The 12,654-nt window shown below is 67.0% G+C and carries 18 protein-coding genes; 11 read left to right on the top strand and 7 right to left on the bottom strand.

The annotated features are described in order from the left end of the window. Nucleotides 1-5 precede the first annotated feature (5 nt). Nucleotides 6-551 carry a pyridoxamine 5'-phosphate oxidase family protein gene (locus ACJH7A_RS07530; protein ID WP_406801682.1) on the top strand — a complete coding sequence of 182 codons (546 nt, stop codon included), beginning with the start codon at nt 6-8 and terminating at the stop codon, nt 549-551. A 2-nt stretch (nt 552-553) separates the two neighbouring features. Here the strand turns inward: ACJH7A_RS07530 and ACJH7A_RS07525 are convergent, their stop codons facing one another. Continuing rightward, nucleotides 554-1,003: a cupin domain-containing protein gene (locus ACJH7A_RS07525; protein WP_406801681.1), complete on the bottom strand. Its 450-nt coding sequence runs from the start codon at nt 1,001-1,003 to the stop codon at nt 554-556. Between the two features lie 44 nt (nt 1,004-1,047). After that, nucleotides 1,048-1,296 carry a hypothetical protein gene (locus ACJH7A_RS07520; RefSeq protein WP_406801680.1) on the bottom strand — a complete coding sequence of 83 codons (249 nt, stop codon included), beginning with the start codon at nt 1,294-1,296 and terminating at the stop codon, nt 1,048-1,050. A 62-nt stretch (nt 1,297-1,358) separates the two neighbouring features. Between ACJH7A_RS07520 and ACJH7A_RS07515 the strand changes: the two genes are divergently transcribed. After that, nucleotides 1,359-1,916, top strand: a complete 558-nt coding sequence (locus ACJH7A_RS07515) for a sugar O-acetyltransferase (protein WP_406801679.1) — start codon at nt 1,359-1,361, stop codon at nt 1,914-1,916. Between the two features lie 6 nt (nt 1,917-1,922). On the opposite strand, the gene ACJH7A_RS07510 is transcribed toward ACJH7A_RS07515, so the two are convergent. Beyond that, entirely contained in the window at nt 1,923-2,561 is a 639-nt protein-coding gene (locus ACJH7A_RS07510) for an O-methyltransferase (protein WP_406801678.1), read from the bottom strand. A gap of 62 nt (nt 2,562-2,623) precedes the next feature. Here ACJH7A_RS07510 and ACJH7A_RS07505 point away from each other — a divergent pair, with 62 nt between their 5' ends. The 4 genes from ACJH7A_RS07505 (at nt 2,624) to ACJH7A_RS07490 (ending at nt 5,394) form a co-directional block, all read left to right on the top strand. After that, nucleotides 2,624-3,244 (top strand): TetR/AcrR family transcriptional regulator, encoded by a 621-nt coding sequence (locus ACJH7A_RS07505; RefSeq protein ID WP_406801677.1) that lies wholly within the window; start codon nt 2,624-2,626, stop codon nt 3,242-3,244. 45 nt (nt 3,245-3,289) lie between these two features. Further along, entirely contained in the window at nt 3,290-3,553 is a 264-nt protein-coding gene (locus ACJH7A_RS07500) for a hypothetical protein (RefSeq protein WP_212808060.1), read from the top strand. Nucleotides 3,554-3,620: 67 nt separating this feature from the next. Continuing rightward, nucleotides 3,621-4,712 (top strand): TIGR03857 family LLM class F420-dependent oxidoreductase, encoded by a 1,092-nt coding sequence (locus ACJH7A_RS07495; RefSeq protein ID WP_318984705.1) that lies wholly within the window; start codon nt 3,621-3,623, stop codon nt 4,710-4,712. Next, a complete protein-coding gene (locus ACJH7A_RS07490) occupies nt 4,705-5,394 on the top strand; it encodes a TetR/AcrR family transcriptional regulator (protein WP_406801676.1) in 690 nt (229 codons plus the stop codon). The genes ACJH7A_RS07495 and ACJH7A_RS07490 overlap by 8 nt, the downstream gene beginning before the upstream one ends. Here the strand turns inward: ACJH7A_RS07490 and ACJH7A_RS07485 are convergent, their stop codons facing one another. Together ACJH7A_RS07485 and ACJH7A_RS07480 are read right to left on the bottom strand one after the other, a co-directional pair. Then, nucleotides 5,395-6,051, bottom strand: a complete 657-nt coding sequence (locus ACJH7A_RS07485; protein ID WP_406801675.1) for a maleylpyruvate isomerase family mycothiol-dependent enzyme — start codon at nt 6,049-6,051, stop codon at nt 5,395-5,397. Next, complete coding sequence (locus ACJH7A_RS07480) at nt 6,041-6,799, bottom strand: DUF899 domain-containing protein (RefSeq protein WP_318984708.1); 759 nt, start codon at nt 6,797-6,799, stop codon at nt 6,041-6,043. Before ACJH7A_RS07480 ends, ACJH7A_RS07485 begins: the two co-directional genes overlap by 11 nt. A gap of 86 nt (nt 6,800-6,885) precedes the next feature. Here ACJH7A_RS07480 and ACJH7A_RS07475 point away from each other — a divergent pair, with 86 nt between their 5' ends. The 5 genes from ACJH7A_RS07475 to ACJH7A_RS07455 all read left to right on the top strand — a co-directional run bounded on the left by ACJH7A_RS07475 (nt 6,886) and on the right by ACJH7A_RS07455 (nt 10,703). After that, entirely contained in the window at nt 6,886-7,218 is a 333-nt protein-coding gene (locus ACJH7A_RS07475; protein ID WP_212808055.1) for a helix-turn-helix transcriptional regulator, read from the top strand. Further along, nucleotides 7,215-7,658: an SRPBCC domain-containing protein gene (locus ACJH7A_RS07470; RefSeq protein WP_212808054.1), complete on the top strand. Its 444-nt coding sequence runs from the start codon at nt 7,215-7,217 to the stop codon at nt 7,656-7,658. Before ACJH7A_RS07475 ends, ACJH7A_RS07470 begins: the two co-directional genes overlap by 4 nt. Before the next feature lie 6 nt (nt 7,659-7,664). Continuing rightward, nucleotides 7,665-8,855, top strand: a complete 1,191-nt coding sequence (locus ACJH7A_RS07465) for an alpha/beta fold hydrolase (protein WP_212808053.1) — start codon at nt 7,665-7,667, stop codon at nt 8,853-8,855. Nucleotides 8,856-9,019: 164 nt separating this feature from the next. Further along, nucleotides 9,020-9,760: a BglII/BstYI family type II restriction endonuclease gene (locus ACJH7A_RS07460; protein ID WP_212808052.1), complete on the top strand. Its 741-nt coding sequence runs from the start codon at nt 9,020-9,022 to the stop codon at nt 9,758-9,760. A gap of 79 nt (nt 9,761-9,839) precedes the next feature. Continuing rightward, nucleotides 9,840-10,703: an MT-A70 family methyltransferase gene (locus ACJH7A_RS07455; protein WP_212808051.1), complete on the top strand. Its 864-nt coding sequence runs from the start codon at nt 9,840-9,842 to the stop codon at nt 10,701-10,703. A 45-nt stretch (nt 10,704-10,748) separates the two neighbouring features. On the opposite strand, the gene ACJH7A_RS07450 is transcribed toward ACJH7A_RS07455, so the two are convergent. Continuing rightward, entirely contained in the window at nt 10,749-11,597 is an 849-nt protein-coding gene (locus tag ACJH7A_RS07450; RefSeq protein ID WP_212808050.1) for a family 16 glycosylhydrolase, read from the bottom strand. 270 nt (nt 11,598-11,867) lie between these two features. Continuing rightward, nucleotides 11,868-12,344, bottom strand: a complete 477-nt coding sequence (locus tag ACJH7A_RS07445) for a PASTA domain-containing protein (protein ID WP_244872704.1) — start codon at nt 12,342-12,344, stop codon at nt 11,868-11,870. Nucleotides 12,345-12,654 lie beyond the last annotated feature (310 nt).

Raw genomic sequence — 12,654 nt, 5'->3', positions numbered from 1 at the left:
CCCACATGGCCAAGCAGTTCCCGGAGATCAACGACCGGTTCCGCACGTTCATCGCCGCGCAGAGCATCTACTTCGTGGCGACCGCAGCGCGCGACGGCCGGGTCAACCTGTCGCCGAAGGGCTTGGACTCGCTTCGCGTCCTCGGGCCACATCGGGTGGCCTGGCTGAACCTGACCGGCAGCGGCAACGAGACCTCGGCGCACCTGCTCGACAACCCGCGGATGACGTTGATGTTCTGCTCGTTCGAGCGTGAGCCGATGATCCTGCGGCTGTATGGCACCGCCCGTGAGGTCGCGCCCGGCGACGCGGACTGGGACGAGCTCTACAGCCAGTTCCCGCCGCACATCAGTGCCCGTCAGATCTACAACCTGAGCGTGGACATCGTCCAGACCTCATGCGGTTTCGGCGTGCCGCTCATGTCGGTCGAGTCCGAGCGCGTCCTGCTCGACACCTGGGCCGAGAAGAAGGGGCCGGAGGGCGTCGCCGACTACTGGCAGCAGAAGAACCTGTCGAGCATGGACGGCGCGCCGACCAAGCTGGCGCTGGGCTGACCTCACCCGGCGCAGGCGTCGGGGGCATCGACCCGCAGCGGGACATCGACGGGCACCGTATAGGTGACGACGACGTCGGCGGCACCGGTGTTCTCGTTGGCAACCCGGTGCGGTACCCCAGCGGGAATGAAAACCGCTTGGCCACTGGCGAACTCGGTTCCCGCACAGTCACCCGCGGTCTGCAACACGACCCCACCGGTGTTGATCACCGAATACTCGGTGCCGGGGTGCGTGTGCCAGCCGCTGCTGGCGCCCGGCGCCAGCTTCAGTCCCTGAATGATGAGGGTCGACGGCGCGCCACCGGTATCGATGTCCACCGGAGCCGTGGTGTCGCCACGCGCGAGATCGGTCCGCACGACGTCACCCTCCGGCGGCGTCGCCGCTGCGACGGGCGCCGACAACAGGGCCAAGCCGAGTGCGGCACAGGCATTCCCAACGCGCAACTTTGTCATGCACCCACTGTGCGCGACGTCGGACGACCGCGTGCGGGTTTCGGCTACGCGACCATGACGTCGACCGACAGCCGCTCCCCGAGGGCGTAGACGGTCGGCCAGTCCTGATTCTGGGCGGCCGACTCCAGTGCATCGATGAGCGGGCTCTCCACCCCCAGTTCGGCCAGCCACGACGACACGGTGGCGGCGATCTGTTCCCCGGGCACCTCTTCGGCACGCCGGCCGTGCAGACGGTCGACCACCACGAAGGTCGGCGCGGCGGGGCGCCGGCGGCGGAAGTCGATGATGCTCATATCAATTGAACGAATCAGCTATCAAAAAGGTTCACCCGGCCGGGCGCACCTAACGTGGAGTCATGGCTCGTTCGATGCGCGACCGCATGCTCGCTGGTGACCTGTACCTCGCCGATGATCCCGAATTGATCCGCGAGTCCAAACACGCACAGCGGCTCACCCACCGGATCAACGCGCTCGATCCCACCGAGCTCGAGGAACGCAACCGTCTACTCCGAGAACTCCTCGGCGCTTTCGGGGACGGCAGTGAGATCCGGCCGCCGCTGCAGTGCGACTACGGCTACCAAACGACCATCGGTGCACGCACTTTCGCGAACTGGGGGCTCATCCTGCTCGATGTCGCGCGGATCAGCATCGGCGACGACGTCCAGATCGGACCCAACGTGCAACTGTTGACGGCCACTCACCCGCTCGAGCCGGGGCCCCGGAGAGACAAGTGGGAGGCGGCCGAGCCGATCACGATCGCTGACAACGTGTGGCTCGGCGGCGGCGTCATCGTGTGCCCCGGCGTCACGATCGGCGCCGACACAGTCGTGGGTGCCGGTTCGGTCGTCACCCGCGACCTGCCGCCGCGTGTGCTGGCCGTTGGCTCACCCGCCCGGGTGGTGCGCCCGCTGTAGGGCGGGCTACACCCGAACGGTCAATTCCAAGCCCTTGTCGAGCGGAATCGGGACACTGACGTAGCCGCTCCCCGGCGCGTTGACGTAGTCGCGGTAGACGTGATCAGGGTCGAGCCTGACGTTGTCGCCGAGAATCAGTGCACCGGGCGCCAACACCGGCTCCAGGATCTTCAACACCGGCAGGTCCAGATCGGGCCAACCGTCGAGAAGCACGAATTGCACTGGACCCGTGACGGTCTCGAGGGTCGTGCGGGCGTCACCTTCCAGAATCGTGATCAAATCAGCAACCCCCGCCTCAGCGAACGTCGCGCGGGCCGCCGCAATCTTCCGCGAACTCATCTCCGTGGTGATGATCCGCCCGACACCGTTGTCTCGGACCGCCGCGGCCAGGTGCAGGGTGGAGATGCCATACGACATCCCGTACTCCACGATCGTCGAGGGCTTCACTGCGCGGACCAGGCTGTACAGCAGTCGGCCCGGGTCAGGAGCCACCGACAGGTAGAAGTCCTGGCAGACGTCGGCACGTTCCGCAATGTCGTAGTCGGTCGGCGAAAACCCTTGCCGCCGTCGATCGTCCAACTGTGCATCGGCGAACAGGCGATTGATGATCGAGGCGTATTCCGGTTGGTTCAGCGTTGAGGTCATACGACCTACAGTAGACGCAACGTTGCGTCTAGACTAGAGCTACGATGGTGTTCAATCGACCCATGGCAGGCGCGCAACCGCATCACGGGAACCGGCACGGTCGCAGTGAAGCTGCGCGGGAAGCCGTACTGCGCGCAGCTGATGATCTACTCGTCGAAAAGGGCTTTTCCGGCGTCACCATCGAAGGCATCGCCAAAGCGGCTGGAGTCGCCAAGCAGACCGTCTATCGCTGGTGGGGCTCCAAGACCGAAGTCCTCATGGACGCATTCCTCGAAGACGCCGCCGCAGCGTTGGAGCCGCCCGATACCGGCTGCCTCGACTCGGATCTACGCGCACATCTGCGCGATACCGCGCACTTCCTGACCACGGATGACGCGGGCGCCGTCTACCGCGCACTCATCGGGCAAGCGCAACACGATTCGGAACTGGCACAGACATTTCGGTCCCGCTACCTCGATGATCAGCGCACGCGCGACCAAAAACCGTTCCTCCGCGCGATCGAACGCGGCGAGCTGCACCCCGAGACCGACGTCGCCGCGTTGGCCGAGTGGCTCGTCGGCCCGGTCCACCATCGCGTGATCGTGACGGGCGAACCGGTCGACGATGCGTTCCTCGACGCCGTTGTCGACGTCGTCCTGTCAGTGTCGACAGCGGCCGTGAGCCACGATTCAAAGTCAATCTAAGCATTTGGCCATGCAGCCAATTGACCGTCATGTAAATATGGCGGCGTGACTGAAGATGCCGATGTGGCACAAGCTCGGGCATTGCGCGCCGAGCTGCGTAGGCATGCCTGGGACCTCGCATCCAGGCTGGCCAGGGTCGAGTCCCTGCCCGATGCGACGGCCTGGTCAGAGCGGGCGCGGTCGATGCGCCGGCGCGCCCGGGAGCTGCGGCGCGACCTCGACGAGGCCCGGTTCCTGATCGATCAATTGCATGCCCGGTTCCCGAGCATCGACGCGGCGGGTGCATCGGCAGACGCTCCAAGTTATTGAGAACCCTCATTGACAATTGCCTGCTAGATGGTTAACAGTGCTAAGCGTCTCCGATGAAAGGCGCACCATGAGCACGCAGGACCAGCTCAACGAGCTCGGCTACTACGCCGTCACCCGGCATCCCGCGGACACCCGCGTGGTGCTGCCCGAGGCCCGGGATGCCGAGGCGCTCGGGTTGGGCTCCTGCCACATCGGTGAGCGCTTCACCGTGAAGGACGCGGGCGTTCTCAGCGGCGCGGTGGCAGGCGCCAGCACGACGCTGGGCATCGCGCCGTCGACCAATCACCACACCCGGCACCCCACGGTCACCGCGACCATCGGGTCGACGATGCATGCCCTGACCGAGGGCCGGTTCGCCATGGCGTTCGGCCGCGGGATGGGGCCCTACTGGCAGGCGATCGGTCTGCCGGTCGTGACCGAGGCGCGGCTGCGCGATTTCTTCGGCATCCTGCGCCGCCTCTGGGCCGGCGAGATGATCCTCGATCACGACGGCCCAGCCGGGAAGTGGCCCATGCTGCGCCACGTGAACGGCCTGGAAGACGGGCCGCCGATCGGCCTGGTGGCGGTCGGCCCGAAGACCATGGAACTGGCCGGCGAGATTGCGGATTTCGTTGTGCTGCATACGTTCTTCTCCGACGAGGCGACGGAGAAGTCTGTCGCCGCGGTACGCCGCGGCGCGGAGAAGGCCGGCCGGGATCCGGACAGTGTCCGCATCTGGGCCTGCTTGGCGACGGTCCCCGATGCGTTGTCCGAGGACGACCAGATCCGGCGTGGCGTCGGACGGCTCGCGACGTACCTGCAGGCGTACCCAGATGTCCTGGTCTCGGCCAACGGCTGGGACCGGGCGACGTGGGATCGCATCCGGCAGTCCGACCTGTTCACGGACGCGGCGACCGCCGGACCGATCGATGCCAGCGCGTCGTTCGAGACGCTGCAGCGGATCGCCGAGCTGATCCCCACCGAGTGGCTGGACGCCGTCGCCAAGGGCTCGCCGCAGGATTGCGCGAAAACCATTGCCCGCCAGTATGATCTGGGCGTGCATTCGGTGATCATGCACGGGGCCAGTCCGCACGAACTGGCGCCCGTCGTCGAGGCCTACCGGGCCAACCGGCCGACGCTGCACCGGGCCGTCGCGGCGAATCCGGGCCGATTTGCCTGACCGTCCGGCCCGCGACTCCCCGCAGGCGGCCCTCGCCCGGGAGCAGTGGCAGGCCGTCGTCACCGAGTCGGGCGCCGGCACCAAGCTGAACAAGCGCGGCCTGGAAACCCGGGCCCGCCTGCTCGACGTCGCCATCCGCTGTCTGGCCGACAGCGGTGGCGAGCCGGTGTCGGCGAACCGCATCGCCAAGGATGCGGGCGTCACCTGGGGCACGGTGCAACATCAGTTCGCCGACCTGGACGGGCTCTGGGTCGCGGTGATCACCGAAATCCACTCCCGCAGTTGGGCGTCCGGACCGGAGACGCCGCGCAGCGGCACCCTGCGCGAGCGGGTGGAGGGCGCCATCGAATCCGTCTGGCGCTACCTGGACACCACCGAGGGCCGCGCCCTCACCGCGCTGCGCACGTCACTGCCGGCGCGACGGTCCGACATCGCTGCCGAATATCCGCGCACCGCAGCGGCTTTCGCGGCCCGCGAACTCGACTGGATTCAGGGTTTCGATTACCTGATGGAAGGGCTCGACGTCGACCCGCACCAGTTGCACCGGGTGCGGTGCCTGCTTCCCGCCGCGATCCGCGGTCTCAGCAACGAACGGCAGATCGGGTTCACGTCGGATCTCGACGTCGCCCGCGCGGCGCTGACCGATGCCGTCGTCGCGTTGTTGACCCAGCCGCGGCCGTAGTCACTCAACGAGATCGGCGGTCGCGGGTCCGAACAGGTACAGGTGGTCGAGCACAAGTGCCGAGTCCCCGGACCACGCCATGGCCGCCATCTGACGACGGCTGCGCCGCCCAGTGCGCCAGCGCAGCGCTTCGAATAGCGTCGTCTTCAGATCGACCGCAGGTTCCGCGTCCGGACCGCACCGGTACTCACCGTCTTCGACTACGACACGCATCGGCACCGGCGTGACCAGCATCCGCAGGAGCTGGTCCGAAACCTGCTGCAGGGCAGCGGAATCACGCGCGCCCGGTCGGCCGAGCGCATCCCGGATGTCATGTTCGTGGACGACGATGTCGCCGAGCGGCGGCGCAATACCTTCCTGAGCCAGCCGCGGCAGCTCGGCGGCCGCATCGCCCCAGGCCCGCAGGATGTCGTCGAGGCCGCAGCCATCGAACCGAGCAACTTGCGCTGCCGTCTGGGCATCGTTGGGTGGGGCGACCCGACGCCCCGCGGCCCAGTCCTGCGCGACGCCGGCCATATGGGCCAGCACGTCCCGCACCGACCAGCCGGGACAGGCAGCGACCGCAGTATCGACGGAAACCTCTGGCGCACTGACCAACTCGACGATGCGGTCCATGGTCTGCTGGTAGAGCGCCGCGAGATGGGCTTCATCGCTCACAGGAGGCGCACCCTTCTGTGCGGGGCGGGCGGGGATCGTCGGGCTTGCTGGGATCGGGGTCGCCGAACCATCGTGAGGGCTGATGCTCGCCGTAGGTGTCATGCCAGTCCCACCATTCGTAGGGCGGGTCCTGCGGGTACCCGGGCGGCGAGTCCTCCCAGGTCTCCTGCCGGCCGAGCGCCGTCATGTCGAGATAGCTCCACGAGGTGCCGAGTGCTTCGTCGCCGCGGTTGTTGATGAAGTAGGTGCGGTAGATGGCGTCGCCGTCGCGGATGAAGGCGTTGGTGCCGTGCCACTCGTGTACGCCGAAGTCGACGTCGAAGTCGTCGGTGATGGTGTACCAGGGCATCTTCCAGCCCATCCGGGCCGTCATCCGCGCGATGTCGGGCTGCGGCGCGCGTGAGGCGAACGCCAGCGTCGTGTCGCGCGCGTTCAGGTGGGCCACATGGCCGACGTTGTCGGCGATCATCGAACAACCCCGGCAGGCGTGCTCGGGCCAGCCCTGTACGCCCTCCTCGAAGAACGCCCGGTAGATCACGAGTTGCCTTCGCCCACTGAACAAGTCGGCCAGGCTGAGCTCGCCGTCCGGACCGACGAAGGTGTAGTCCTTGGTGACCGGCGTCCACGGCATGCGGCGGCGCATCGCCGCCAACTGGTCACGCTGGCGGGTCCATTCCTTCTCGGCGACGAGCATCTTCTCCAGCGCGGCGTCCCATTCGGCCGCGGACACGATGTCGGGTTTCTGCACGGCGTCCCTCCTCTACAGATTCATTAAACAAACTTGTTGAACGTCACCGTTCCAGGAGAGCACGATCCGCCGCTATAGTCAACAAGATGGTTGAAGATCAGCTGCTGGACCGGGCCTACGCCGCCCTGGCAGATCCGACGCGCCGCCGGCTATTGGAGACGCTGCGGCAAGGCGATGCGCGCATCACCGACCTGGCCGCCCCGCTGCCGATGACGTTCGCCGGCGTCTCCCGGCATATCGGCGTGCTGGAATCGGCGGGCCTGGTACAACGCGATGTCCGCGGCCGCGAACGCTGGGTGTCCCTGCGCCCCGAGGGATTGACCATGGCGCAGCAGTGGATCAACGAACAATCCAACTTCTGGTCGGTGCGGGCGGATGCCCTCGCAGACCGCTTGCGACGCAAAGGAAATGGTCAATGACAGAACCCGTCACCGTGCGCGTGCAGCGCGTCATGCCGGCAGTCCCCGACGTGGTGTTCGGCGAGTGGCTCGATGTCGAGTCGTTGATGGACTGGATGTGCCCACGCCCGTCCCGGTGCGTCGCCATCACCGTCGAACCCCATGTCGGCGGCAAGCTGCGGTTCGACGTCGACCACGACGCCACCGGCACCATCGTCCTGATCATCGGCCACTTCCTGGAGATCGACCGTCCGCGACTGCTTCGTTTCACGTGGAGCAATTCGAACTGGCCCGACCCGACGATGGCCAGCGTCGTCAACGTCACCTTCGAACCCCACGGCGAGGGCGAGACGCTGATGAAGATCGAGCACTCTCTGTTGCCCTCGCACGAGTACGACAACTTCCACAACGGCTGGGCGCGCACCGCCGAACAGTTGGAGTCGGTACTCACCCGTCGCTGAGCGTCGATGATGGCCAGAACCGTGCTCGCCGCAGTAGCGGTGGTTGTGGTCGCGTGGGTTCTGGAAGGCGCGGCTGTGATCGCCGGCGCAGCGGTCGGGTTGCCGGCATCGGCAGCGATCGCCGTAGGGGTGGCGGCCGTGATCGGTACCGCCTGGGTCGGCACCCGGCTCGTCGGCGTCTTGGGCCGGCGCGGTACGACGATCATCGCGCTCAGCCTGGCAACACTGGCCGCCAGCGGCCTGTATCTGATGCCGAGGCCGCTGCCGTCTCGGGTCGCCGACGGGCTCCACCTGCGAGATGGTGCGGTGATGCCGGTGCGGATTCATGAGCGACCCGGCGACCTGCCACCGCTGGTGGCCGTGCACGGCGGCCCCGGGGTGCCGTTCAGCCAGGCCGAAGAAACCGCGATACTCCGCGCCGTGCCGGACCGCACCGTCATCTTCTACGACCAGATCGGCGCGGGTGACGCGTCGCGTCTCGAACGCCCCACCGGGTACTCGACCGCCCGCGCGGTGGCCGACCTCTCCGAGTTGCTCGATGAGTTCCGCCTGGCACGGGTCGTGCTGCTCGGGTACTCCGCCGGCTCCGGTGTGATCGAGACGTTCGCCTCCGAGCAACCCGACCGGGTCGAGGGGCTGGTGTTGCTGTCACCCGGTTCGTTGCCAGTTCTGGGCCGCGCGGCGCCGATCCCGCAGCCACAGGCGCGTCTGTCAACCACGCAAACCCTGCGCCTGTACGCCAGCGCGCTCACGCCACGAAACTTGTTCATGTACCTGCTGACGCTCACCGATCCCGACACCGCACACGTATTCGGCGACGACCCCGAGATGGACGCGCGCTTCGCGACACTCAATGACCTCGCCGCCGGCGGACTCACCTGTTCCGGCGAACCGCCGCCGTCCCCTTCTTCCACACCCGGCCACTACCTGCACGAGCAATTGCAACGCGAGCCCGGCACCGGGCTCACCCCTGACGCGTTGCGACGTCTGCAGTCGATACCGGTCTTGCTGTTGCGTGGCGTCTGCGACTACATCCCGCGCAGCGAGGCCGAGTACACCGCAGCCCACCTGTCCCGCACGCGAATCGTCGACATCGCCGGCGCCGGCCACGCCCTGCTCACCGAACAGCCTGACACGGTGCAGCGCGAACTCGGCGACTTCCTCGACGGGCTGACGCGCGGCGGCGAGGGTCACTAGGGGGACAAGCCCCGCAACGCCGTCGCAGCCAGCCGCCGGGCGTGTTCCTCGGTCAGCGTGTAGTGCCCGGTCATGCGGCGAAAGATCAAGGGCCTGCACAGCACGATGCGACGGCGGACTTCCGCGGGTTATTCCGTGGACCGGCGCACTGCTACCGTCGCCCCGTGGATCTGACGGACTCGTACACCCGCGTGCTGCCGCCGCACATCCGCGACCGGTACGAGTTCATCGAAACCCGCAACGCCGCCGCGATCCTCGCCGCCACCAACCCGCAGCGGTTCGACGAGCTCCTCACCGCCCTGCACGAATTCCAGCTCCGTACCGACGATCTCGTCCAGCCCGGCGGCCAGGAGACCGAACTCGCCGCCCGCCTCAACACCGCCTTCCGCAACAAGGGCTGGCGTGAGGCACGCGTGGACACCCGAATCCGCTTGGAACTGCGCAAGATGCCGCACAAGCCGGCGGGCGAGATGCACCCCACGCTGGAAGACACCGAGGTCTTCAACGAGGGCTACAAGGTCGACAACTTCGTCGACCGGCTGGCCCTCGATGTGGAGTGGAATGCCAAGGACGGCAACCTCGATCGCGACCTGAGCGCGTACCGGGCGCTGTATGACGCGGCGCTGATCGACGTCGCCGTCATCATCACCCGCACGCAGACCGACCTGCGCACGCTCGGCTACCGCCTGGGCATCGAGGCCGGCATGGACGACGAGCGCGCCCGCCGCATCCTGGCCACCACGACCACCACCAACACCGAGAAGCTGCGGCCCCGCATGCAGCGCGGCGACAGCGGCGGCTGCCCGCTGCTGGCCGTCGCGATCTGCGCCCGCACCTGGGCCGACCACGCCCCGGTTCGAGACGACCGGCAACCCGCAGACGACATCGGCCTCTGGGAAGCCTGACCTGTCGGTGCCATCGCCTACGATTTCGTGAAGATCTTCTCCGTTCGAAAAGATCTAATTCGAAGGTAGGAGTGACAACGTGGCGAAACGCAGCGATCAGGCCGGCGCCGAGTCGAAGGCCGCCCCCCTGCGCGATATCGCCGCGCCGCCGCCGCTGCCCACCATCGATGGCGGCTGGAAGACCGTATTGGCCGATCCGCCTTGGCGTTTCACCAATCGAACCGGCAAGGTGGCACCGGAGCACCGGCGCCTTGACCGGTACTCCACGCTCGATCTCGAGGCCATCTGCGACATCCCGGTGTCCACCGTCGCCGCGCGTGACTCGCACCTGTACCTGTGGGTGCCCAACGCGCTGCTGCCCGAGGGGCTGCGCGTCATGGAGGCGTGGGGCTACCGCTACGTCTCCAACGTCATCTGGGCCAAGCGGCGCAAGGACGGCGGGCCCGACGGCCGCGGTGTCGGCTTCTATTTCCGCAACGTCACCGAGATCATCCTGTTCGGCGTGCGCGGCAGCATGCGCACGCTGCCGCACGCCCGCAGCCAGGTCAACATGATCGAGACCCGCAAGCGGGAGCATTCCCGCAAGCCCGACGAGCAGTACGGATTCATCGAGGCCTGCTCGCCCGGCCCGTATCTGGAGCTGTTTGCCCGGCATCCGCAGCCGGGTTGGACGGCGTGGGGCGACGAGTCCGCCGCCGATGTCACGCCGCGCGGCCAGGTCCACAAGGGTTACGCCGGGGGCGCCATCGACGTGCCGCCGGTGACCAAGCACGTCCGGCTGGACCCGACGACGGCCGAACGCATCGGCAAGGAACTGCGCATCCGCTACGAGAACGGCGAGAGCATCCGCCAGCTCGCCGAGGAGACCGGCTACGGAATCACCCGCGTACGCGGACTGCTGGAGCGGGCCGGCACCACGTTCCGCGGTCGCGGCCCCCAATGAGAATGGGCCCCGCCGAAGCGGGGCCCATCGACAGTTGTCGGAGGTTTACCAGACGCGCACGTAGTCGACGAGCATCTCGGCCGGGTAGCTGCCACCCTTGGGGTCGCCGCCACCGGAACCGGACACCGCCAGGTTCAGAACCGGGAACACCGAGTAGCCGGGCAGGTTGAACGGCCAGTCGTCCAGAGAGTTCGCCGGCACGTAGAAGTACGGCTGCATGCCTTCGGTGTAGTCCTGCCAGAACGACATACCGGCGTCGTTCCAGGTGACGCGCCAGGTGTGCCAGCCACCGTCGATCGGGTGCGGGTGCGTGTCGAACGACGTGCCGTCCGACCGGGCGTGCACCGTGGTGCCCGACGGCCATTCACCGTTGCCGTACCACTCGGCCAGGTCGATCTCGCCGCCGACGACGGGGTGGTCGTTGGACAGCCACCAGGCCGGCCAGCAGCCGTTGGTCAGGCAGTTGAACTTGATCCGGGCTTCCCAGGTGGTGTTGATGCCACCCCAGAAAGTGCCGAAGACCTTGCCGCTGGTGTATTTCCCGTTGGCATCGCGCGTGGCGCGGATGACGAGGTTGCCCTTGCCGTCGAGGAAGACGTGCTCCCGGTCGTCGCGGTACTGACCCATGTTCTCCGGGCGGTCCCAGAACACCGGGTTCTTGATGGTCTCGCGCCGCGGCGAGATGTTCCACTTGGCCGGGTCGGGCCGCGACCCGGCGGGGCCGTCGAACTCATCGTGGAAGATGTACGTGGGCGTTTGCGCGGCAGGCTGCGGGGCCAGCGGCGCAGTGGGCGAACTGCCCGGTTGGGGATCCGCCAGAGCGGCGGGGGACGGCATCGCGGCGGCGGCCAGCAGGCCAAGCCCCGACGCGCGCATCATGTTTCGACGATCCATTTCCGGCACAAGGGGATATACAAGCCGCTCAGACAGACTTGGCGCAACTTACGACACGCTTGAAATCACCTGTCAGAGCGGCATTCTCATCACGGGCGCAGGAGCGCTAACCAGCAGTCAGCAAAACGTACGCTTGTCCAAATCTCTATGCCAGCCAGCGAATCCCTACCCGAGCATTGAGAACAGCAATACCGAACGCGCAGGTGTGCAGACAGCCGCGCATTCGGCACCACCGAGAAACCGAAACCGTCCAGCAATACCGGTTCAGGTTCAGCGGTCGGAGTTCTGGCCCTCCCAGACCTGGCCCGCTTCGCCGGCCGCTGCCGCCTCAGCCGCGGCTGCGGCGGACGCCGACGAGGCAGCCGCTGCGGCCGATGCCGACGCCGAGGCGTAAGCCTGCGAACCCGCCGGGCTACCCAGCGAGTTACCGGGGCTACCCGCAGTGGCGAACGCCGCCTCACAGTTCAGCGACAGCAAAACCTGACTGCTGCTCGAACCACCGCTGTTCGCCGGCGCTGCCACCGTGCGGGCAACCTGGTTGGTCACAACGCAGTTCGGCCACTGCAGCTGGTCGCCCACCGTCGTGGAGACCAGCGGCTTGAATCCAGCACTGGACAGCGCCGACCGCGCGTCACTGAACTTCTGGCCGACCACATTGGGCGCAGAACCGGCGGACGCCACACCACTACACATCAAGGCCACAGCACCCAGCGAAGTTGCCGCAGCAACACCCCATGCAGTCTTCATGGGGCCCTATCCTGCCTTAACTCCCGGCGCTGCGCTCATCGTTGAAGCAGTTGATGCCGCCGGAGACCAGGTTTGGGTGGCCCCGTTGTTGAATTCCGGGACTTCCGGGCTGTTGAAAACGGTGTTGGTCGGGGCGTGGTCGGAGCCGGCGACGGCGCCTCCATCGGTCACTCCAGCGGAGATCGCACCCAGAGTGCCCAGCGCAACCATGGCCGCAGCGGCCGCCAACCCGACGCGTGTTCTTGTCGAATTCATAGAACAAGATTGCCGCATTTGTGGTATGCGAGCAAGTGAATTTCCTGTTCACACT

The organism is Mycobacterium sp. SMC-17 (assembly GCF_045310915.1).
In the GTDB taxonomy this organism is placed as follows: Bacteria; Actinomycetota; Actinomycetes; order Mycobacteriales; family Mycobacteriaceae; genus Mycobacterium.
Note: the sequence above shows the minus strand (reverse complement) of the source record. Positions and strands in the feature narration are given on the sequence as shown.